The following is a 20,761-nucleotide window of genomic DNA, read 5'->3' on the forward strand; positions in this document are numbered from 1 at the left end:
CTTCATTTTGTTGTCTCAGATAACGGTTCTCTGCCTGCAGTTTCTCTAATTCGGAAGAATACTCCGGACCTTTTCCGTAAGTGTATTGCTTACCAACAGGCTGTTCAAATCGATGTGTATCCCCAGCTTTATGCCATCTAACCCATGTCTGAACCTGCGTCTTATTCCTGATATTCAATTCCTGCATGATCTCTTTCATAGGCACGCCTGCCAATCTCATTTCTACAGCCTTCTGTTTGACTTCAATCGGATAACTCATTCTTGTTCCCATACAAAAAACACCTCCAAGTCTTTTTTCGGATAACAACTATCCGTTTTCAAACTTGAAGGTGTTTTTTATTTGTCTCATCTTATGGGGTCAGTCCCGGAGCGGGATGCTTTTTTATTATTCTGCAATCGCGTCTGTTAACACAGGAACGACTTGTTTTTTACGAGAAACAACGCCTTTAAGAAGGGCTGTATTGTTTTCTAATGTGACGTTGAATGCTTTTTCCACTTTGTCCGCTTCGTTACCGATTGCAAGTGCAAGTGAATCGTTTTCTAAGATGTCTGTGATCACAAGAAGGAACAGATCAAGGTTCTTCTCAGCCACAACTTTAGAAATCACTGCTTCTAACTCAGCTTGGCGCTTTCTGACATCTTCAATATCCACTGTGTTGACTTGTGCGATTTCGACTTTTTTGCTGCCGAGTGTGAATTCTTTTGCATCAAGAGAAATCAGCTCTTCAACTGTTTTTTTGCTTAAGTCAGCGCCGGCTTTCAGCATGTTTAAGCCGTATTCTTCAGCATCTACGCCAGCGATTTCAGCAAGTTCTTTTGCTGCCGCTACGTCTTGATCAGTGCAAGTTGGAGATTTGAATAACAGAGAGTCAGAAATGATAGCAGACAGCATAAGGCCGGCAATTTCTTTCTCGATTGTTACGTTATTTTCTTTGTACATTTTGTTTAAGATTGTAGCAGTACAGCCGACAGGCTCAGCACGATAGTAAAGCGGCTCAGCTGTTTCGAAGTTTGCGATTCTGTGGTGGTCGATGACTTCAAGAACCTGAACGTCTTCAATATCCTTGATGCTTTGCTGGCGTTCGTTGTGGTCAACAAGGATAACGCCGTTCACTTCGTTTGCAGCTGTTTCTACAAGACGAGGGCTTTCTTGTTTGAAGTAATCTAGCGCGTATTGTGTTTCGCCGTTGACTTGTCCAAGTCTGACAGGCTCAGCGTTGAAACCGAGTTTGTTTTTTAAATCAGCGTAAGCAATAGCAGAGCAAATCGTATCTGTGTCTGGATTTTGGTGTCCGAAAATAAGTATTTTTTCCATGATAACTCCTTATCCTTTTTTAAGTAGTGTAAACATTCTTTTTATAGTTTAACACGTCTTGCTGCGGGTGTAATCATGCAAACCCTTAAAAATTGATGTGAATAAAAAGCATTTTTTTTGAGTGGAAGAGGAAAGGTGTGTAAAATACTGGGTAGGTCAGTTGCAAAATGATCTGTAGTATCAAAAAAGGTACTATTGGAGGGTCGAACATGAGCCGAAAAAATAATATTTATCCGAACAAAGAAGGCTGTCCAGTTGAATTTACACTAGATGTCATTGGCGGAAAGTGGAAAGGAATCCTTTTTTATCACATGATAGATGGCAAGAAACGGTTCAATGAGTTTCGCAAAATCTGCCCGAGTATTACCCAACGAATGCTGACCCTGCAGCTTCGGGAGCTTGAAGCGGATGGCATTGTTCATCGCGAAGTTTATCACCAGGTGCCGCCCAAGGTCGAGTATTCTTTGACAGAATTCGGGCGAACGCTTGAGCCGATTGTATTGCAAATGAAAGAATGGGGTGACGCCAACCGAGAAGTATTGGAGGCGCGTCGTTCGAACAGTTTATTAAAAGAACAGCAGAAGTAGCAGCAAAGGGAGAGCCTTTGCTGCTTCTTTTATTTCATCGAAATGGCTTTATTGGCGTTTCTGACGTCATTTTTTAACAGATCAGAAAGGTTGTAAGATGGGTAGTATCCATGCTGATACATGTATTGATAAACCTGCGCATGCAACTTAATGGCAGCGTTTAGCTGTTTGACAAGTACGGTTCTTAATTGAGGTGTTGCTGTTTCTGTAATTGCAATGGCATAGCTGCGGACAGATGTTTTGGCAAAGCCGAGCAGGTCACCGCTGTAAAATGGATTATCCGCGCGCTCTTCTTCTTCATCATCGCGAGGCATCGGCGCCTGAGGGAAGAACGGGAGAAGCTCTTTTAAGTTTTGCTCAACGGCCTGAATGGACACGCTATAAAGCTGTCTGAGCTGAGGATCGCTAACTTCTCTAATCATTTTCTTCAGTTTAATGAGCCCGTTTGCCTGAAAAGCAACCAGCTCATGCATCTCTAATGTTTCATGCCAAGCCAACGTTCTGCGTTCATCCATGTAACAAATCTCCTTTATCAATCAGATTCTGTATCAGCATATGCCCAACGTTCAATGTTGTTCATGATGTTTTGAAGTTTTTAAAAAGGGAAATTCACCTTATATAGGATACGGGTTGAGAACATCCAAAAAGAGGTGAAACACGATGTGGGACATGATAAAGAACTTTTTCTTGTTTAGCAGCGGCGTTCTGCAAGCAACAACCCTTTTACTTGTGATTTTAATATTTGTGTATGTCAGAAAAACGAAGAAGAAAAACAAAGAATCTTCTGGTTTTATGGATGATAAAGAATAAGAAGTGATGGGCATTCTTTTAAAGAATGTCTTTTCGTTTGCAATGTTTCACATGAAACATTGGCGTATTTTACTTGCGATTTGGACTTATGTTAAAATATAAAAGTAATTTTAGAGATGATATGAAAACATTGGTGCAAAACATGTTGCGGCGATGAAAAAAAGAGCAGTCGTTTATGCTGCTCTTTTCTATTCGTATGTTCAGTATGATACGAGGTGACTAAGTGAAACAAACAAGAGCATTAATGGAAGGTGCTATTTTAATCAGTTTGTTTGCGATCATCACACTGTTGGTCGTTTATGTTCCATTGATTGGAACAATTCTGTTATTTGCACTGCCGCTGCCTATGATTCTTTATACGATCAGATATGGATTGAAATTAGGATTATGGATGGGCGCTGTCAGTCTTCCTGTTGTCTTTATTGTCGGGTCCTTTAACGGACTTATTGTAGCTTTTATGTCAGCTTGTGCAGGCATTGCCATGGGGCATTTTTTCAAAAAAAGAGAACCCGGTCATGCTATTATTTCGGGTGCCCTTATTTATATGCTTTGTATCGTGTTCTATTTTGTGATAAGCATTCAGTTTTTGGGTATCAATATCATTGATGAAGCAATGACACAATACCGGCAATCACTCGATATCGTTGAATCCGTTTTGAAACAATCGGGTAATGCTGAAGAGCTTGAGAAACAAATGAAACTGATGGAAGAACAATTGAGTACGGTTCAATATCTTTTTCCAACAGCTATCGTGATGGTAGGAGCCATTTTTTCTTTCCTCAGTTACCTTATCGCTAAGCCGCTCTTAAGGCGATTCTCCCCCGATATTCCTAGTCTAAAGCCTTTTAGAGAGTTGAAGTTTCCGCAAAGTGTTGTAGTGCTGTATTTGTTGATTGTCATGCTTTCATTTCTGCCTTTAGAAAAAGGCCAAATGCTGTACTCTATCGCTTTAAATGGGGAGTTTATACTCGGATTTCTTATTTTTATCCAAGGTTTATCATTTATCTTTTTCTATTGCCATAAGAAAAAATATCCAAAGGCAGTGGCCGTCATTGCAGTCATTCTTGGTCTGCTGCAACCGATTTTTATGGCAGCCATTCGCATTTTAGGCGTTATAGACATGGGCTTTAACATAAGGAATAAGGTGAAGTGAAAATGAGTTTTACTCACATGGTGGGGAGTGATAGAAATGCCAAGCTTTTATGAAAAACCGTTGTTTCGGTATCCCATCTATGCATTGATTGCTTTGTCAATCATTACAATCCTCATCAGCTTTTATTTTAACTGGATCATAGGAACCGTCGAAGTGTTGCTGCTTGCAGTTATACTGTTTTTTATAAAACGTGCGGATTCTCTTATTCGAAAAGAGATTGACGCTTATATTTCTACGTTATCCTACAGGTTGAAAAAAGTCGGTGAAGAGGCATTGATGGAAATGCCGATCGGCATCATGCTTTTTAATGATCAATACTATATAGAATGGGCAAATCCGTTTCTCTCTTCTTGCTTTAATGAAAGTACTTTAGTGGGGAGATCACTTTATGATACGTGTGAATCAGTTGTGCCGCTCATCAAACAAGAGGTAGAATCGGAAACGGTTACATTGAATGACCGAAAATTTAAAGTGGTCATCAAACGGGATGAGCGTCTGCTTTATTTCTTCGATGTGACGGAACAGATACAGATTGAAAAGCAATATGAAAATGAAAGAACTGTGCTGGCCTATATTTTCCTTGATAACTATGATGATGTGACGCAAGGATTAGACGACCAGACGAGAAGCACGATGAACAGCCAAGTGACATCTTTGCTCAACGCTTGGGCGCAGGAGTATGGAATATTCCTGAAAAGGACTTCATCAGAACGTTTCATCGCTGTGCTTAATGAACACATTTTAACCGAACTTGAAAATTCGAAGTTTTCGATTCTGGATGAGGTACGGGAAAAAACTTCATTTGACGGCGTTGCGCTGACCTTAAGCGTTGGTGTCGGAGCTTCGGTCTCATCGCTGAAAGAGCTTGGCGATTTGGCGCAATCCAGTCTGGACTTAGCACTGGGCCGCGGCGGAGACCAGGTAGCCATTAAGCTGCCAAACGGAAAAGTGAAGTTTTACGGCGGTAAAACGAACCCGATGGAGAAGCGAACAAGGGTGCGCGCCCGCGTGATTTCTCATGCTTTAAAGGAAATCGTTTCTGAAAGCAGCAATGTGATTATCATGGGTCACAAATTCCCCGACATGGATTCTATCGGCGCGGCGATCGGGATATTAAAGGTGTCACAGGCAAATAACAAAGATGGATTTATTGTGATTGATCCGAATCAAATCGGTTCAAGTGTGCAGCGCTTGATTGAGGAAATTAAAAAATATGAAGATCTGTGGTCAAGGTTCATTACGCCTGAAGAAGCGATGGAAATTGCCAATGACGATACGCTGCTTGTCATCGTGGATACACATAAGCCGTCGCTTGTTATGGAAGAACGGCTGGTAAACAAAATTGAACATATTGTGGTCATCGACCATCACCGCAGAGGCGAAGAATTTATCAGAGACCCGCTGCTCGTCTATATGGAGCCGTACGCTTCATCAACAGCGGAATTGGTGACAGAGCTGCTTGAGTATCAGCCGAAGCGCTTAAAAATCAATATGATTGAAGCAACCGCCCTATTAGCTGGTATAATAGTGGATACAAAGAGCTTTTCACTCCGCACTGGCTCGCGGACCTTTGATGCAGCTTCATATTTAAGAGCGAAAGGCGCCGATACGGTGCTTGTGCAGAAGTTCCTCAAAGAAACCGTTGATTCCTATATTAAACGGGCGAAGCTGATCCAGCATACGGCCCTCTATAAAGAGAACATCGCGATTGCGTCTCTGCCTGAGAATGAGGATGAATATTTCGATCAAGTGCTGATTGCGCAGGCTGCGGATTCACTGCTGTCGATGAGCGAGGTTGAGGCTTCATTTGCGGTAGCAAGACGTGATGAACAAACTGTTTGTATCAGTGCGCGGTCTCTTGGCGATGTGAATGTTCAGATCATCATGGAGGCGCTGGAAGGCGGAGGACATTTAACAAATGCGGCGACTCAGTTATCCGGCATTTCAGTAACGGAAGCGCTGGAGCGGCTGAAGGGCGCCATAGATGAGTATTTTGAGGGAGGCGTACAAAGATGAAGGTTATTTTCTTACAGGATGTAAAAGGAAAAGGAAAAAAAGGCGAAGTGAAAAACGTAGCAGACGGTTATGCGCATAACTTTCTGATTAAAAAAGGCCTCGCGGTTGAAGCGAACGCGTCAAACATCAGTGTACTAAACGGTCAAAAGCAGAAAGAGAAGAAAGAAGCCATCGCAGAGCTTGAGCAGGCAAAGAGCTTAAAAGAAACATTAGAAAAACTGACTGTTGAGCTCAGCGCGAAATCAGGTGAAGGCGGCCGTTTGTTCGGCTCTGTCACAAGCAAGCAAATTACTGAACAGCTTCAAAAAGACCATAACATCAAAGTGGATAAGCGGAAGCTGGAACTGCCGGACGGCATCCGTGCGTTAGGATATACAAACGTTCCTGTGAAATTGCATCCTGAGGTGCAGGCTGTGTTAAAGGTACATGTGAAAGAAGAAGCTTAATAGAAAAGAGGCTTGGATTGATCCAAGCCTCTTTTTTTATTCTGCGAGATAAAGGGTTTGCTGGCTTTCTCCGCCACCTTTCATGCCTTGCTGGCTGCTTGTGCTGCTCGAGGAACTGCTGTACTCGTCAGAAGATATTTCTTGACCGTGTTTCTTGATCCAAGAAACGAGCTCAGTATTGCCTGAGTTAGTTTCTGACAGCAGGAAGTATTTCACTTTGCCCTCATTGACCAGTTTTTTCAGCTCGGAGACAGTCAGAATCGGATCTGTTCCGTTGAAGCCGCCGAGTGCCATGACAGATTCATCTGTATTGATGATATAAGGCGCAGCCGTTACGGTTGTCAACGTAGCAAATAAATACTTTTCGCCGGTATTATGCTCCCTCAGATAAGACAGGAGACCGGTGTCCATTTCTGAGGAGAACATGTTTCCTCCGTTTGCCGAGCTTTTAAGCTGCGGGCCGGATTCAGGAAGAACGCTGTTGCCCCCGTATAAAAGCGGCGTTGCTGACCAGTAGATTGGTGCGAGGAGCAGCACACATAAGCTGACTATGGTTAGCTGTTTGCCAAAAGGATGACTGCGTTTGAGCATGAGCAGAGCAATGGTGATACCGAGTCCTGCGAGTCCAAGTACATACATCCACACACTGCCGATTTGGCTTGTATAAGCACTGAAAATATACACTTGGAATGCGGCTGTAATGAAGACGGCCGCTGGCAGCAGGCAGCTTGTCCAATCTTTATTGTTTTTGTATAGGCGATACATTGTATACCATCCGATACCGGAAAGGGCGGCAATCGGCGGTGCCAGCATAATTAAGTAATACTGATGAAAGAATCCCGCGATGCTGAAGAAACCTGCCACAGGTATGAGCCATGCTGTCCAGAATAGCGTTTCTTTCATTTCATTAGTCTGACCGCGACGATTACGGTACCAGCTGACAATTACACCAAGTAATCCGATCAATGCGAATGGAAGCATCCAGCTGATCTGGCCGGAAAGAGCAGATTGGAAGAGACGAAGCGGTCCTGCATCACCTGTGCCGAACATGTTCATGCTTTTTCCGCCGCCCCCGCCGGGTCCTCCATTCCCTGGTCCGCCTGTTGGAGGTGTGCCTCCTCCATTGGAAGCGCCGCTTTGTCCAGAAGGCGGCTGAGGAGCCTGTGCATTGCCCCCGAAGGAACCGGTGCTGTTTTGATTTCCATCTGCCTTGCTGTTTCCGTTCTCAGATGAAGAGGTTCCATCAGATGATTCATTGTGATTTGGCGCTTGCCTTGTGCCATTATTCTGCATGTTATCGCCGCCTGCGGCATTCATATCACCGCGTGCAAGGCCGGTGGTTTGCCCAAGCAGCCGCTCTGTGCCGTTATATCCGAAGGCGAGTTCTAACACAGAGTTTGTCTGGCTGCTTCCGATATACGGCCGGCTGGAGGAGGATGTTGAATCCACAATAACCGCCCATGAGAGCGATATACCGGTTAGGAGGATAAGAGACAGAATCAGCGATCCTGTTTTTTTTCTTTAGCGAAATCCGAGAAGCAATCAGGTAGAATAACACAAATGCAGGCAATACCATAAAGGCTTGCATCATTTTCATATTAAATGCAAGGCCGATCAGGCCAAAAGCTGTCAGGAGCCAAACGAGCTTGCCTTGTTTGGCCGCCCGAAGCAGGCATGATGAACCAAGCAATAAGGTAAAGACAAGCATGCTGTCAATGTTGTTTGTACGGCTGACGGCGACTGCGATCGGTGTCAGCGCCATGACAAGCGCGGCGGCGCGGGCCGCTCCAATGCCAAATGTCGGTTTGATCATTCTGTACAGAAGGAATACCGATCCAACCCCGGCGAGAGCCTGAGGAATGATGACACTCCACGTATGAACACCAAAGATCAGCGCGAAGATCGTTTGAATCCATAAAACAACAGGCGGCTTATCAACTGTTACAAATCCGGAAGGGTCAAATGACGCATAGAAGAAATTGTGGAAGCTTTGCGTCATGCTTTTCACCGCTGCCAGATAGTATTGGTTCGCAGCGTCATCCTGCCAAATGTGATAGGTGTTGAGAAAAGCCGCTGCAAGCAAAATAACAATAAGGACTGTGTCGAAACGTTTGGTTTTCATCGTTTTTCGCCTCTTTATGATGTCTTATTGTAAAAAACAAATATGAAAAACTTATGAATAAACCATAAAGATTCAAAGAATGTCTGACCGTTTTTTCATAAAAAAAGAGGCAGAGACATCTTCCCCGCCCTTTTTCTACGCTGAATTTCTCTTTCTCTCTGTCTGAAGGACGTATCGATCGCGTCCAGCCCCAAGTCCTGCTGTTCCCATGACGATTAAAGCAGCAATAAGAAGCACAATCGGCATTGTCCATGAATGTGTCTGGTCAAAGAGATACCCGACAAAGATCGGCCCGACGGCTGCAAGAAGGTAGCCGAATGACTGTGACATGCCTGACAGCGCTGCAGCCTGATACGCATTTTCACTGCGGAGCCCAATGAGAGTGAGTGCCAGACTAATGCTGGAGCCTTGTCCGATACCGATAATCACCATCCAGATGGCAAGCATGGCATGGCTGCCGCCCGTTAATAATCCGCATAGACCGATCAGATAGACTGCGGTCAGCGCTGCAACGATCCCGCGCTGATGTTTCACGCGGTCAGCTAAAACCGGTGTCAGAAAAGTGGAAGGCAGACTCGCAAATTGCATGAGTGATACAAGCCATCCGGCGGTTGACGTATCAATCCCGTGTGAACGGAGAATCTCAGGAAACCAGGCGATACTGCTGTAAAATAAAAATGATTGCAGGCCCATGAAGATGGTGACGAACCATGCCACTTTGGAAGCCCAAATCGGACTGGTTTTAAGCTGCGGCGTCTGGTTGGACGCATCCCGATGTCGGAGCTGAGGTATCCAAATCAGCAAGGCTAGAAATGCTAAGCCTCCCCATAAAAGAAATCCCTGTTTCCATCCGCCATCCAACTGGGACGCTAAAGGTACGCTGATACCTGATGCTAAAGCAGCGAATATATTCATTGATGTCGTATACAGGCTGATCATGAGCCCTGGCTTTTCAGGGTATTTATGTTTGATTAAGCTTGGCAAAAGTACGTTTCCGATCGCAATTCCGATTCCGATAAGTGCCGTTCCGAAAAACAAAGCGGCAGTATAGCCGGCAGAGCGAATCAAAACACCGACAAACAGTACCAGGAGACCAAGCCATAAGGTTCGCTCATTTCCAAGACGACGTCCTAGCTTAGGCGCGAGCGGAGAAAGAACGGCAAACGAAAGCAGCGGCAATGCGGTCAAAAACCCGGCTGCCCCGTTGGACATGTGCAGCTCGGTCCTGATGGAGCTGATGACCGGCCCGACTGAAGTGATTGCGGGTCTTAAGTTAAACGCGATAAAGATAATACCGGCAATCAGCCAAAACGATTGGATTTTTTTATTTTGTGGATGTGGCAAAGCAGTTACTCCTCTTTTCTAACATATACTTAATATCATTCCGATACATGTAAGCAAGTATGCGAGTGCAGGTTATGATTTGTCCTCTTTCTGCAATTCAGCCATTTTGGCAAGCAGAATATGTTGAGGCATATGCATGATCTGTTCAAGCGGCAGATTCAAAGACTCTGCAAGCTTTTGTGCAGTTTCAGCAGAAATTTGCAAAGGTCTCACAAAGATCCCTCCTCTCTTTTGTCCATTGTACAAGAATCAGATGTGAAACGTAAGAAGATATCACAAAGGGATGGTGCATTCGGAAAATGCCCCTTGTAAAAGAGATAAGGAGGGTTCATCATGAACAAACCGTTATCATTATTAAAACAAATGCTGTATGAGCATCAGATAGACACAGAGAAAGCTGTCACATTGGAAGAATATATTGCATTGCGGCATAAGCTTCAGGAGCTGATGGGGAAATTTGCTTCCTTTGAAGAGTGGGAGATGTATCAAAAGGCGGCGGATCTCATGATGCGTATTGGATTCAAATGGATGGAATAGCGTGGTACGCGCTAAAAAAAGCCCCGCGGCAGCGAAGGCTTTCAGTTTGTTAGAAAGAGAGTTCGTCTTCCACATTTTTATGCTGGTCATAAATCACAAGCTTTGCCGGGCTGTTCTCTTTGGCTACCTGCTTCGCTTTTTCAATAGCGGCGTCTTTTGAGGTGTATAAAGCTGTAGGCGCCACATTCTCCACTTTGATAAACCAGCCGTCCGCATCGACGTTGGGTGTTACGGCGTATTTTTTCAGCATCATTCATTCCTCCCTCAAGTTTTATCAGTTTTTTTCCCAGCCTGGCACTGTCCGAAACTATCCAATCTGCTGACTGAAAAAAATGGGAAACAAAGAATTTTTCTATTTTTTTTCTGGATAAATGGTAAAATGGAGTTTGGAGATTTTTTAATGAGAGGACGGTGCTTAGCATGACAGACCTTCTGAATGATCGGCTGCCGCCGCAAAATATAGAAGCCGAACAAGCCGTGTTAGGCGCTATTTTTTTACAGCCGTCTGCTTTAACACTGGCTTCAGAGGTATTGATTCCAGATGATTTCTATAGAATGTCCCACCAAAAAATTTATAATGCGATGCTGGTGCTCGGAGACCGCGGTGAACCGGTTGATTTAGTTACGGTGACGTCAGAGCTTGCCAACACGGATCTGCTGGAAGAAGTGGGAGGCATATCGTATCTGACTGATATCGCAAACTCGGTGCCGACAGCGGCTAACATAGAATATTACGCAAAGATCGTTGAGGAAAAATCAATTCTTCGCCGGTTAATCAGAACAGCGACAACAATCGCTCAGGACGGATATACCCGCGAGGACGAGGTCGAAGATTTACTCAGTGAAGCGGAAAAAACGATTATGGAAGTGGCGCAGCGCAAAAATACAAGCGCCTTCCAAAATATCAAGGATGTCCTTGTTCAGACGTATGATAACATCGAGCAGCTTCACAATCGAAAAGGCGATATTACCGGGATTCCGACAGGGTTTTCTGAGCTTGATCGGATGACTGCCGGATTCCAGCGAAATGACTTGATTATTGTGGCTGCCCGTCCGTCAGTAGGGAAAACGGCCTTTGCCTTGAATATCGCGCAAAACGTAGCGACGAAGACCGACGAGAGTGTAGCCATTTTCAGTCTTGAGATGGGTGCCGAGCAGCTCGTTATGCGTATGCTTTGTGCCGAGGGAAATATCAATGCCCAAAACCTTCGTACAGGAAATCTGACAGAAGAGGATTGGGGAAAGCTGACGATGGCGATGGGAAGCCTGTCCAACAGCGGAATTTATATCGATGACACACCGGGTATCCGTGTCAGTGAAATCCGTGCCAAATGCCGCCGTTTGAAGCAGGAAAGCGGTCTTGGCATGATTTTGATCGATTACCTGCAATTGATCCAGGGAAGCGGCCGTTCAAAAGATAACCGTCAGCAGGAAGTATCAGAAATTTCCCGTGAACTGAAATCGATCGCCAGGGAGCTTCAAGTCCCTGTTATCGCGCTTTCTCAGCTTTCGCGTGGCGTTGAGCAGCGTCAGGATAAACGTCCGATGATGTCTGATATCCGTGAATCAGGAAGTATTGAGCAGGATGCGGATATTGTCGCGTTCCTTTATCGTGATGACTACTATGACAAAGAAACTGAGAACAAAAACATTATCGAAATCATTATTGCCAAACAGCGTAACGGCCCGGTAGGAACCGTGTCTCTTGCGTTCGTAAAAGAATACAATAAATTCGTCAACCTGGAACGGCGTTTTGACGACGCAGGTGTTCCGCCCGGTGCGTAAACCCCAAGAGCTTCTTCTTGGGGTTTTTTTCATCCAAAAGACGGAGGAGAAACCAGCCACTTAGCTGATGTAAAAATGAAAACGTTTTAATAAAATGAGACAAAAAGGAGAGGGTAACAATGAGAAAGCGTTTTTCACAATTTCATGCCGCACAAATTAGGATAGCAAGACCTACGGGCCGGCTTGATCAGATCATTCGCTTTTATGAAGAAGGGCTGGGCTTAAAACGAATTGGTGAATTTCATCAGCATAATGGGTTTGACGGAGTCATGTTTGGCCTCCCGCATACCGATTACCACTTGGAATTCACCCAGCATGACGAGGAAAGAACAGCCCCCGTTCCCCACCCAGACAGCCTGCTCGTCTTTTATGTGCCGAGCGAAGAAGAAATCAAAGCCATCACTGCAAAATTAAAAAACATGGGCTATCAGGAGGCTGAACCTGAGAACCCGTACTGGAGTCATGGAGGGGTGACGATAGAGGATCCAGACGGCTGGCGGATCGTGTTCATGAACACAAAAGGGATTTCAGGCAAGTAATCCTTTCTCCTGCTAAAGGATAAAAGTTTCATGAGCTTTTCAAGGCAAATCTTTAAGAAAACGCTTCTAAAGTCAATTAAAGCGAACGAATTTGGATTTACAAGAATTTAATGTTCGGATTTACAATTGACTTTCTGTTTCTTCACTGATAAACTTGATTTGTTTGAATAGAATCGTTTTTGAAAGGTTAACGGAGGTGCACGGACATGTCTTCAGTAGTTGTAGTAGGTACGCAATGGGGCGATGAAGGGAAAGGTAAAATCACAGATTTCCTGTCAGAAAATGCAGAAGTGATCGCCCGTTATCAAGGCGGAAATAACGCAGGGCACACCATCAAGTTTGACGGAGTCACATACAAGCTTCACTTAATCCCGTCTGGAATTTTCTATAAAGATAAGACGTGTGTGATCGGAAACGGAATGGTTGTAGATCCAAAAGCATTAGTCACAGAGCTTGCGTATCTTCATGAGCGCAACGTCAGTACAGATAACCTGAGAATCAGCAACAGAGCTCACGTGATTCTGCCGTATCATTTGAAGTTGGATGAAGTGGAAGAAGAGCGAAAAGGAGCAAACAAGATCGGCACAACGAAAAAAGGAATCGGCCCTGCTTATATGGATAAAGCAGCCCGTATCGGCATTCGTATCGCGGATCTGTTGGATCGTGACGCGTTTGCGGAGAAACTCGAACGCAATCTTGAAGAAAAAAACCGTCTGCTTGAGAAAATGTACGAGACAGAAGGATTTAAAATAGAAGATATCTTAGATGAGTATTATGAATACGGACAGCAGATTAAGAAATATGTCTGCGATACATCCGTTGTTTTAAATGATGCGCTTGATGAAGGACGCCGCGTGTTATTTGAAGGCGCACAAGGGGTTATGCTTGATATCGATCAAGGAACATACCCATTTGTTACGTCATCTAACCCGGTTGCCGGCGGTGTCACCATCGGTTCAGGTGTCGGCCCGACAAAAATAAAGCACGTAGTCGGTGTCTCAAAAGCCTATACGACTCGTGTCGGCGATGGTCCTTTCCCGACTGAGCTGAAAGACGAAATCGGCGATCAAATCCGTGAAGTCGGACGTGAATACGGAACAACAACAGGCCGCCCGCGCCGTGTCGGCTGGTTTGACAGTGTCGTTGTCCGCCACGCCCGCCGTGTCAGCGGAATCACAGATCTTTCATTGAACTCAATTGACGTGTTAACAGGTATTGAAACACTGAAAATTTGTGTGGCTTACCGTTACAAAGGAGAAGTCATCGAAGAGTTCCCTGCAAGCCTTAAAGCACTTGCAGAATGTGAACCGGTTTATGAAGAAATGCCAGGCTGGACTGAGGATATCACAGGTGCGAAGAGCCTTAGCGAGCTTCCGGAAAACGCGCGCCACTATCTTGAGCGTGTGTCTCAGCTGACAGGCATTCCGCTTTCTATTTTCTCTGTCGGTCCAGACCGTTCACAGACAAATGTCCTTCGCAGCGTGTACCGTGCGAACTAAGCAGAATACCCGCAAGCCCCTGTTTTCAGGGGCTTGTTTTTTGTTTGAAAACTGCAGATAAGTTGGTCTGAGAAAAAAATATGAAAAAAAACCAAAAAAGTTATTGCCACTTCTATTTGTTCGTGATATTATAAATCTCGTTGTTACGGAAACTGCTTCAATAGAGTACAAGATGAGAACTTGATCCAAGTCGTTTGCTCTATGAAAAATCCGGCATCTTAAGAGCCATTAGCTCAGTTGGTAGAGCATCTGACTTTTAATCAGAGGGTCGAAGGTTCGAGTCCTTCATGGCTCACCATTTTTGTGAAGGCCCGTTGGTCAAGCGGTTAAGACACCGCCCTTTCACGGCGGTAACACGGGTTCGAATCCCGTACGGGTCATTGATTTACTTTAGCGTTATTGCTAAATTCCTTATTTGTCTGCGAGAGTTGACACGACAGCTCTCCAGACAAATTACTGTAAGGTCCGGTAGTTCAGTTGGTTAGAATGCCTGCCTGTCACGCAGGAGGTCGCGGGTTCGAGTCCCGTCCGGACCGCCATTTTACTTTACTTAGTAGAGAAAAATAAATGATTTGGCTCGGTAGCTCAGTTGGTAGAGCAACGGACTGAAAATCCGTGTGTCGGCGGTTCGATTCCGTCCCGAGCCACTTACCAAACGCATCTGCAATCGTAGGTGCGTTTTTTCTTTATAAAAAAGATAAACATGCGGAGTGTTATAATAGAAGAAAAAGGGAGAACCGGCCCTGCGGCCGGTTCAAAGAAGAAGACGTCAATGAAATGACGCACGCAGGTGAGGGGAGGTTTCATTTAAATTATCTTTTTTAAGAAAAGTTGAAAAACATGACAAAAGATAAACAACTGGTGGATGAAGGTGAAAAATGTGTTTTTTTCTAAACCTTTATTTTTTTTATCTTTTGACCTTAAACCGTTATAATAGACAAGGACCCATTGTTCTATTTGGGCCATAAGTGATGTAACGAATGTGATATAGATGAAATGAAGACCATTCGGCAGGAGGAAATCAAAAATGATGGATAAAAAGATCCTTGTAGTAGATGATGAAAAACCGATTGCAGATATATTAGAATTTAACTTAAGAAAAGAGGGCTATGAAGTGCATTGCGCCTATGACGGAAATGAAGCCGTTGAAATGGTGGAAGAGCTTCAGCCTGATTTAATTCTTTTAGATATTATGCTTCCGAATAAAGACGGCGTTGAAGTATGCCGTGAAGTCAGAAAGAAATACGATATGCCTATCATTATGCTGACGGCTAAGGATTCAGAAATTGATAAGGTCATCGGGCTTGAAATCGGCGCGGATGACTATGTTACGAAACCATTCAGCACACGAGAGCTTTTAGCCCGTGTGAAAGCGAACTTGCGCCGCCAGCTGACAACAGCGCCAGCGGAGGAAGAATCATCTTCCAACGACATTCATATCGGCTCCCTCGTGATCTTCCCTGACGCATATGTAGTGTCAAAACGGGATGAAACGATCGAATTAACCCATCGTGAGTTCGAGTTGCTGCATTACCTGGCAAAACACATCGGACAAGTCATGACACGTGAGCACTTGCTGCAAACAGTATGGGGCTACGATTACTTTGGGGATGTCAGAACGGTTGACGTAACAGTGCGCCGCCTTCGTGAAAAAATTGAGGACAACCCGAGCCATCCAAATTGGATTGTCACACGCCGCGGCGTCGGTTATTACTTGAGAAACCCAGAACAGGACTAATGCCCAATGAATAAGGTTGGTTTTTTTCGGTCGATCCAATTTAAGATTACCTTGATTTATGTGCTTTTGATTATCATCGCGATGCAAGTCATTGGTGTGTATTTTGTCAATCAGGTAGAGAAGTCGCTGATTACCTCTTATGAACAATCGCTTAATCAGCGAATCGACAACCTTTCTTATTATATTGAGCAGGAATATAAGAGTGATAATGACAGCACCGTCATTAAGGATGATGTCAGCCGTATTTTGAATGACTTTACGAAGAGTGATGAGATTCGGGAAATTAGTTTTGTTGATAAAAGCTATGAAGTGGTAGGCTCTTCAAGGCCATATGGAGAAGAAGTTGCAGGGAAACAAACGACGGATCTCATTTTCAAAAGAATTTTTTCTACGAAACAGTCTTATTCTAGAAAATATTATGACCCGAAAAGCAAAATAAGAGTCCTCATTTCCGCAAAGCCCGTTACGACTGAAAACCAAGAGGTTGTCGGAGCGATTTATGTAGTAGCGAGCATGGAAGATGTCTTTGGCCAAATGAAGACCATCAACACGATACTGGCCTCCGGCACTGGCTTGGCCCTCGTTTTGACAGCCCTTCTCGGTATTTTTCTGGCCAGAACCATTACCCACCCGCTTTCAGATATGAGGAAGCAGGCAATGGAGCTTGCGAAAGGAAATTTCTCCAGGAAGGTTAGAAAGTACGGACATGATGAAATTGGACAGCTCGCCACAACGTTTAATCACTTAACGAGAGAGCTTGAAGATGCTCAGGCAATGACAGAGGGTGAACGCAGAAAGCTTTCCTCTGTTATTGCCTATATGACGGATGGCGTTATTGCCACAAACCGAAACGGCGCGATTATTCTCTTGAACAGCCCGGCGCTGGAGCTGCTGAACGTTTCACGTGAAACAGCCTTAGAAATGCCGATTACAAGCCTGCTGGGGATTCAAGAGAATTATACTTTTGAAGATTTAGTCGAACAGCAGGACTCTATGCTGCTCGAAATTGAGCGCGACGATGAATTGACAGTGCTTCGTGTCAATTTCTCCGTGATTCAAAGGGAGCATGGCAAAATCGACGGTTTAATTGCTGTCATTTACGATGTAACCGAGCAGGAGAAAATTGACCAGGAACGCAGAGAGTTTGTAGCGAATGTATCACACGAGCTGCGGACGCCGCTTACGACCATGCGCAGTTATTTAGAGGCATTAGCGGAAGGCGCGTGGGAAAATAAAGACATTGCACCGCGTTTCCTAATGGTGACGCAGAATGAAACAGAGCGGATGATTCGGCTTGTAAACGATTTGCTTCAGCTTTCTAAGTTTGACAGCAAGGATTATCAATTTAATCGTGAGTGGATTCAAATCGTCCGATTTATGTCGCTCATTATTGATCGTTTTGAAATGACGAAGGAGCAGCATGTGGAATTTATCCGCAATCTGCCGGACAGAAACCTGTATGTGGAGATTGACCAGGATAAAATTACGCAGGTGCTCGATAATATTATATCCAACGCTTTAAAATACTCGCCTGAAGGCGGACATGTCACCTTCTCGATTGACGTAAATGAAGAGGAAGAACTTCTCTATATCAGCGTTAAGGATGAAGGGATCGGGATTCCGAAAAAGGATGTCGAAAAAGTCTTTGACCGCTTCTACAGGGTTGATAAAGCGAGAACGAGAAAGCTCGGCGGGACCGGTCTGGGACTTGCTATTGCCAGGGAAATGGTTCAGGCGCACGGCGGAGATATTTGGGCAGACAGTGTAGAAGGAAAAGGCACAACGATAACTTTTACTCTTCCATATAAAGAGGAACAAGAGGATGATTGGGATGAAGCGTGAAAATATAAAAACAATATTACTTACGGTACTCGTCGTCATCAGTCTTGTTTTCACATGGAGCATATGGACATTTCAGCCTAATTTTTCTGAAGACTCGTCATCAGCAGAGTCTATGGTGCGTGAGAAGCATAAAATTGAAAAAAATACTCAAAAGCTGTCTGAAACGGTAAAACCGCGGGAAATGTTTATTCATGATGACGGGGCTCATTATAAGGTCGATGATGAAACGCTTTATGATGAAGTCTGGTCAGATTTGCCGCATTGGGATGTAAAAGGCATTAAAGATATATCGGATCAATATGATAAGGCCGGATTTAAGAGCTGGTTTTATGGAAAAGGCGGTTCTGCTGCCAAGCTTGATCTGCAATTCAGTGACACGATACCTATTGATATTATTCAAACGCTGTTTAAATGGTCCAATCAATCGTTTGAATACAGCTCGTTTGATCATATTATGATCCCATTCGATGAAACAAAAACGAATAAGAAGATTTATTTGGTATCTTACAGCAAGCAGCTTATTCTGGAAGTGACGGTTGAATCAGCAAACTACCGGAATATCATGAACGATTTAAAAAACAAAGAATCAAATATGCCTGCGTACAGCTTGTTCTCGATCGGCACAAAGAAAGAGTTTTTGCTGCCGAACAAATCGCTTACGATGGATAAAAAGGAATTTGTCACGGAATCAATTAAAACAAACACTTTTAAACAAGCGCTGTTCAGCGATCCGAGCATTGTAAGAGAAGATTCGAATTATAATAACAGAAATGTACTGACGGACGGCATCAGCCGTTTAGATGTCAGCCTGACCCAGCGGCAGGTTCAATTCCAGCAGCGTAATTTAGTGCAGAGCACTTCGTATCAAACAGGTGAATTAATCAAAAAGAGCCAGAAGTACCTAGAGGATACAGGAAGCTGGACGGATCACTATCAATTTTTTAATATCAACGACAGCCAGCAGCTGAGCTTCTATATCTTTATGGATCAGCTCCCGGTCATTAACAGCATGTCTAAACCGTTTGGCGGAACTTCGGCAATCACCGTCCAATGGGCCAATGACGATATTCTCAGCTATAAACGGCCGAACTACAGTCTTGGGACCAATCCGATTAAAACAAGTGAGACACAGCTGATGAGCGGCAGGGAAGTGAGGGCCCTTCTGTCCAAACAAACGGCGTATGATACGGACAAAATTGATCAGATTTTCCCTGCGTATCAGATGATCTCAACATCAACCAACGATGATCCTCTTGTTGAGCTTGAACCGGTTTGGGCTATGAAAATAAACGGAAAAATGGTGCCGATTACGAAGGAATTATTGACGAAGGAGGGGGCAGACAATGGAGTGGAATAAGACAAAAACAATCTTCATCGTTGCCTTCCTCATTTTAGATATTTTCTTAGGCTATCAATTTTTTGAGAAGCGATCTAATAGTAAAGAATATGAAGTCATTAAAAATGATGTAGAGCATGACATGAAGGCAGACCATATCACGTATGAAGGTCTGGATAAAGAAGCGATAGAAGGCTATCGGATCACAGCCAATCAAAAAGTCTTCACGAAGGATGATATTGAATCACTCAAGGATCAAAAGCCTATGATGGATATGCCTAGTGATGATCATAAAGTAACGAACCTAAAGATGAAGTTTACGAGCCCGATTGCCCTTTCAAAGAAAAACATAGAGGACGATGCACAGGCGCTTGTGTCTTCTAAAATTCAAGATGGTGAAAAATATAAGCTTTGGAAGGTGGATAAATCTAAAAAAGAAATCATTTACTTCCAAACGTATGAAGGTCATTACATTTATCAGAAGACTGACAACTCCTCTAATATGATCGGACAAGTGATTTTGCACTTAAACGATAAAAACGAGGTTGTGTCATACGAGCAGTCGACGCTTGAAACCTTTAAACAGATTCAGAAGGAAAACTTAATTACTGAGCTTGATGCGGTTGAATTATTGTACTATCAAAATCAATTAAAAGAATACTGCACCATAAAGAGTGTGAAATTCGGCTATGTGGCGCAATATCCGCTGACAAGCACGCAGGTGCTGGCTCCGGTATGGAGAGTTACGGTGGAGTATGATAAAAAAGTGAACGGCGAGAAAAAGAAAGTGCAAGAGTATTTTACTGTGAATGCTTTGGAGAGTACGATTTTAGATACAGACCAATCAAAATAATGGAGTGAACTGAAATGAGCTTGCAATTTAGCGTTCTTGCGAGCGGGAGTACGGGAAATGCGTTTTACCTGGAAACAGAGGATCACGCGTTTTTAGTGGACGCCGGTTTGAGCGGGAAAGCCATGGACGGATTAATGGCGCAAATCGGACGTAAGCTGGATGATGTGGACGGCATTTTTGTGACGCATGAGCATAGTGACCATATTAAAGGCCTCGGCGTCATCGCCAGAAAGTACAAGCTTCCGATCTATGCGAACGAGAAGACGTGGAAGGCGATGGAGAACCAGATCGGCAAAATTGATACCGATCAAAAGTTTGAGTTTCCGATGGAGACGGTGAAGTCGTTTGGCGGACTTGATGTAGAATCGTTTGGCGTCTCTCACGATGCGGCAGAGCCCATGTTTTATGTGTTTCATTGTAATGGGCGCAAGCTCGCGTTAATGACAGATACAGGGTATGTCAGCGACCGGATGAAGGGCATTATCCGCTCGGCGAATGTGTTCGTTTTTGAAAGCAATCATGATGTCGGCATGCTGCAAATGGGAAGATACCCTTGGAGCATTAAGCGGCGGATTTTAAGTGACGTCGGGCACGTTTCAAATGAAGACGCTGCGTTGGCGATGACTGATGTCATCGGCGACGAGACGTCTCGTATCTACCTCGCTCATTTGAGTCAGGACAACAATATGAAAGAGCTGGCCAGAATGTCTGTCCAGCAGACATTGGCTTCCAAAGGATTTGTGACAGGCGAAACATTTGATTTGTTTGATACCGATCCGAAAAAGGCTACTCCGCTTTGCGCTGTATAATTTTTTCTTGTGTAACATGACTATTATAGG

General features: G+C 44.1%; 19 protein-coding genes, 4 tRNA genes and 2 pseudogenes. 18 read left to right on the forward strand and 7 right to left on the reverse strand.

The window, feature by feature from the left end; translation table 11 throughout:
• Both KXD37_RS06075 and KXD37_RS06080 read right to left on the reverse strand, forming a co-directional pair.
• Nucleotides 1-271 (reverse strand): annotated as a pseudogene (locus tag KXD37_RS06075) (IS3 family transposase); the annotation flags it as partial.
• Nucleotides 272-385: 114 nt separating this feature from the next.
• Entirely contained in the window at nt 386-1,315 is a 930-nt protein-coding gene (locus KXD37_RS06080; protein WP_010332614.1) for a manganese-dependent inorganic pyrophosphatase, read from the reverse strand.
• Nucleotides 1,316-1,524: 209 nt separating this feature from the next.
• Between KXD37_RS06080 and KXD37_RS06085 the strand changes: the two genes are divergently transcribed.
• Nucleotides 1,525-1,902 carry a winged helix-turn-helix transcriptional regulator gene (locus KXD37_RS06085; protein ID WP_024123528.1) on the forward strand — a complete coding sequence of 126 codons (378 nt, stop codon included), beginning with the start codon at nt 1,525-1,527 and terminating at the stop codon, nt 1,900-1,902.
• A 29-nt stretch (nt 1,903-1,931) separates the two neighbouring features.
• Here KXD37_RS06085 and KXD37_RS06090 read toward each other — a convergent pair whose 3' ends face one another.
• Nucleotides 1,932-2,417 (reverse strand): spore coat protein, encoded by a 486-nt coding sequence (locus KXD37_RS06090; protein WP_106019886.1) that lies wholly within the window; start codon nt 2,415-2,417, stop codon nt 1,932-1,934.
• A gap of 145 nt (nt 2,418-2,562) precedes the next feature.
• On the opposite strand from KXD37_RS06090, the gene KXD37_RS06095 reads away from it, so the two are divergent.
• From KXD37_RS06095 to rplI, 4 genes are all read left to right on the forward strand, one after another.
• On the forward strand, nt 2,563-2,712 hold the full coding sequence (locus tag KXD37_RS06095) for a hypothetical protein (protein ID WP_010332611.1): 150 nt from the start codon (nt 2,563-2,565) through the stop codon (nt 2,710-2,712).
• Between the two features lie 223 nt (nt 2,713-2,935).
• Nucleotides 2,936-3,865, forward strand: a complete 930-nt coding sequence (locus tag KXD37_RS06100) for a YybS family protein (protein ID WP_106019885.1) — start codon at nt 2,936-2,938, stop codon at nt 3,863-3,865.
• 36 nt (nt 3,866-3,901) lie between these two features.
• On the forward strand, nt 3,902-5,881 hold the full coding sequence (gene gdpP / locus KXD37_RS06105) for a cyclic-di-AMP phosphodiesterase GdpP (protein WP_024123525.1): 1,980 nt from the start codon (nt 3,902-3,904) through the stop codon (nt 5,879-5,881).
• Entirely contained in the window at nt 5,878-6,327 is a 450-nt protein-coding gene (rplI, locus tag KXD37_RS06110; RefSeq protein ID WP_010332608.1) for a 50S ribosomal protein L9, read from the forward strand. The genes gdpP and rplI overlap by 4 nt, the downstream gene beginning before the upstream one ends.
• A 36-nt stretch (nt 6,328-6,363) precedes the next feature.
• Here the strand turns inward: rplI and KXD37_RS06115 are convergent.
• The 3 genes and pseudogenes from KXD37_RS06115 to KXD37_RS06125 form a co-directional block, all read right to left on the reverse strand.
• Nucleotides 6,364-8,449, reverse strand: a pseudogene (locus tag KXD37_RS06115) (glycosyltransferase family 39 protein).
• Nucleotides 8,450-8,584: 135 nt separating this feature from the next.
• Nucleotides 8,585-9,793, reverse strand: a complete 1,209-nt coding sequence (locus KXD37_RS06120; RefSeq protein WP_188323418.1) for a CynX/NimT family MFS transporter — start codon at nt 9,791-9,793, stop codon at nt 8,585-8,587.
• A gap of 72 nt (nt 9,794-9,865) precedes the next feature.
• A complete protein-coding gene (locus KXD37_RS06125) occupies nt 9,866-10,006 on the reverse strand; it encodes a YycC family protein (protein WP_003242786.1) in 141 nt (46 codons plus the stop codon).
• Nucleotides 10,007-10,126: 120 nt separating this feature from the next.
• Between KXD37_RS06125 and KXD37_RS06130 the strand changes: the two genes are divergently transcribed.
• Nucleotides 10,127-10,330, forward strand: a complete 204-nt coding sequence (locus tag KXD37_RS06130; RefSeq protein WP_188323417.1) for a hypothetical protein — start codon at nt 10,127-10,129, stop codon at nt 10,328-10,330.
• A gap of 49 nt (nt 10,331-10,379) precedes the next feature.
• Here the strand turns inward: KXD37_RS06130 and KXD37_RS06135 are convergent, their stop codons facing one another.
• The gene (locus tag KXD37_RS06135) at nt 10,380-10,580 is read right to left on the reverse strand and encodes a DUF2188 domain-containing protein (protein ID WP_038954329.1); all 201 of its coding nucleotides are present in this window, start codon (nt 10,578-10,580) and stop codon (nt 10,380-10,382) included.
• A gap of 170 nt (nt 10,581-10,750) precedes the next feature.
• Between KXD37_RS06135 and dnaB the strand changes: the two genes are divergently transcribed.
• From dnaB to KXD37_RS06195, 12 genes are all read left to right on the forward strand, one after another.
• Complete coding sequence (gene dnaB / locus KXD37_RS06140; RefSeq protein WP_010332602.1) at nt 10,751-12,115, forward strand: replicative DNA helicase; 1,365 nt, start codon at nt 10,751-10,753, stop codon at nt 12,113-12,115.
• Nucleotides 12,116-12,234: 119 nt separating this feature from the next.
• A complete protein-coding gene (locus KXD37_RS06145) occupies nt 12,235-12,654 on the forward strand; it encodes a VOC family protein (RefSeq protein ID WP_255002557.1) in 420 nt (139 codons plus the stop codon).
• 206 nt (nt 12,655-12,860) lie between these two features.
• Nucleotides 12,861-14,153, forward strand: coding sequence for an adenylosuccinate synthase (gene purA, locus KXD37_RS06150; protein ID WP_101859653.1), 1,293 nt, complete (start codon nt 12,861-12,863; stop codon nt 14,151-14,153).
• Between the two features lie 222 nt (nt 14,154-14,375).
• Nucleotides 14,376-14,451: transfer RNA gene (locus KXD37_RS06155), tRNA-Lys, on the forward strand.
• A gap of 10 nt (nt 14,452-14,461) precedes the next feature.
• Nucleotides 14,462-14,533 (forward strand) — tRNA-Glu (locus KXD37_RS06160).
• Between the two features lie 82 nt (nt 14,534-14,615).
• A tRNA-Asp gene (locus tag KXD37_RS06165) sits at nt 14,616-14,692 on the forward strand.
• A 35-nt stretch (nt 14,693-14,727) separates the two neighbouring features.
• Nucleotides 14,728-14,800: transfer RNA gene (locus KXD37_RS06170), tRNA-Phe, on the forward strand.
• Nucleotides 14,801-15,183: 383 nt separating this feature from the next.
• A complete protein-coding gene (gene walR / locus KXD37_RS06175) occupies nt 15,184-15,891 on the forward strand; it encodes a cell wall metabolism DNA-binding response regulator WalR (RefSeq protein WP_010332599.1) in 708 nt (235 codons plus the stop codon).
• Between the two features lie 6 nt (nt 15,892-15,897).
• Nucleotides 15,898-17,733 (forward strand): cell wall metabolism sensor histidine kinase WalK, encoded by a 1,836-nt coding sequence (gene walK, locus KXD37_RS06180; protein WP_044160205.1) that lies wholly within the window; start codon nt 15,898-15,900, stop codon nt 17,731-17,733.
• Entirely contained in the window at nt 17,723-19,090 is a 1,368-nt protein-coding gene (yycH, locus tag KXD37_RS06185) for a two-component system activity regulator YycH (RefSeq protein ID WP_106019951.1), read from the forward strand. Before walK ends, yycH begins: the two co-directional genes overlap by 11 nt.
• Nucleotides 19,077-19,922, forward strand: a complete 846-nt coding sequence (locus KXD37_RS06190) for a two-component system regulatory protein YycI (RefSeq protein WP_024123516.1) — start codon at nt 19,077-19,079, stop codon at nt 19,920-19,922. The genes yycH and KXD37_RS06190 overlap by 14 nt, the downstream gene beginning before the upstream one ends.
• Before the next feature lie 14 nt (nt 19,923-19,936).
• A complete protein-coding gene (locus KXD37_RS06195) occupies nt 19,937-20,731 on the forward strand; it encodes an MBL fold metallo-hydrolase (RefSeq protein WP_024123515.1) in 795 nt (264 codons plus the stop codon).
• Nucleotides 20,732-20,761: the final 30 nt, after the last annotated feature.

The sequence above is a fragment of the Bacillus sp. XT-2 genome, assembly GCF_025696525.1.
Lineage (GTDB): Bacteria > Bacillota > Bacilli > Bacillales > Bacillaceae > Bacillus > Bacillus halotolerans.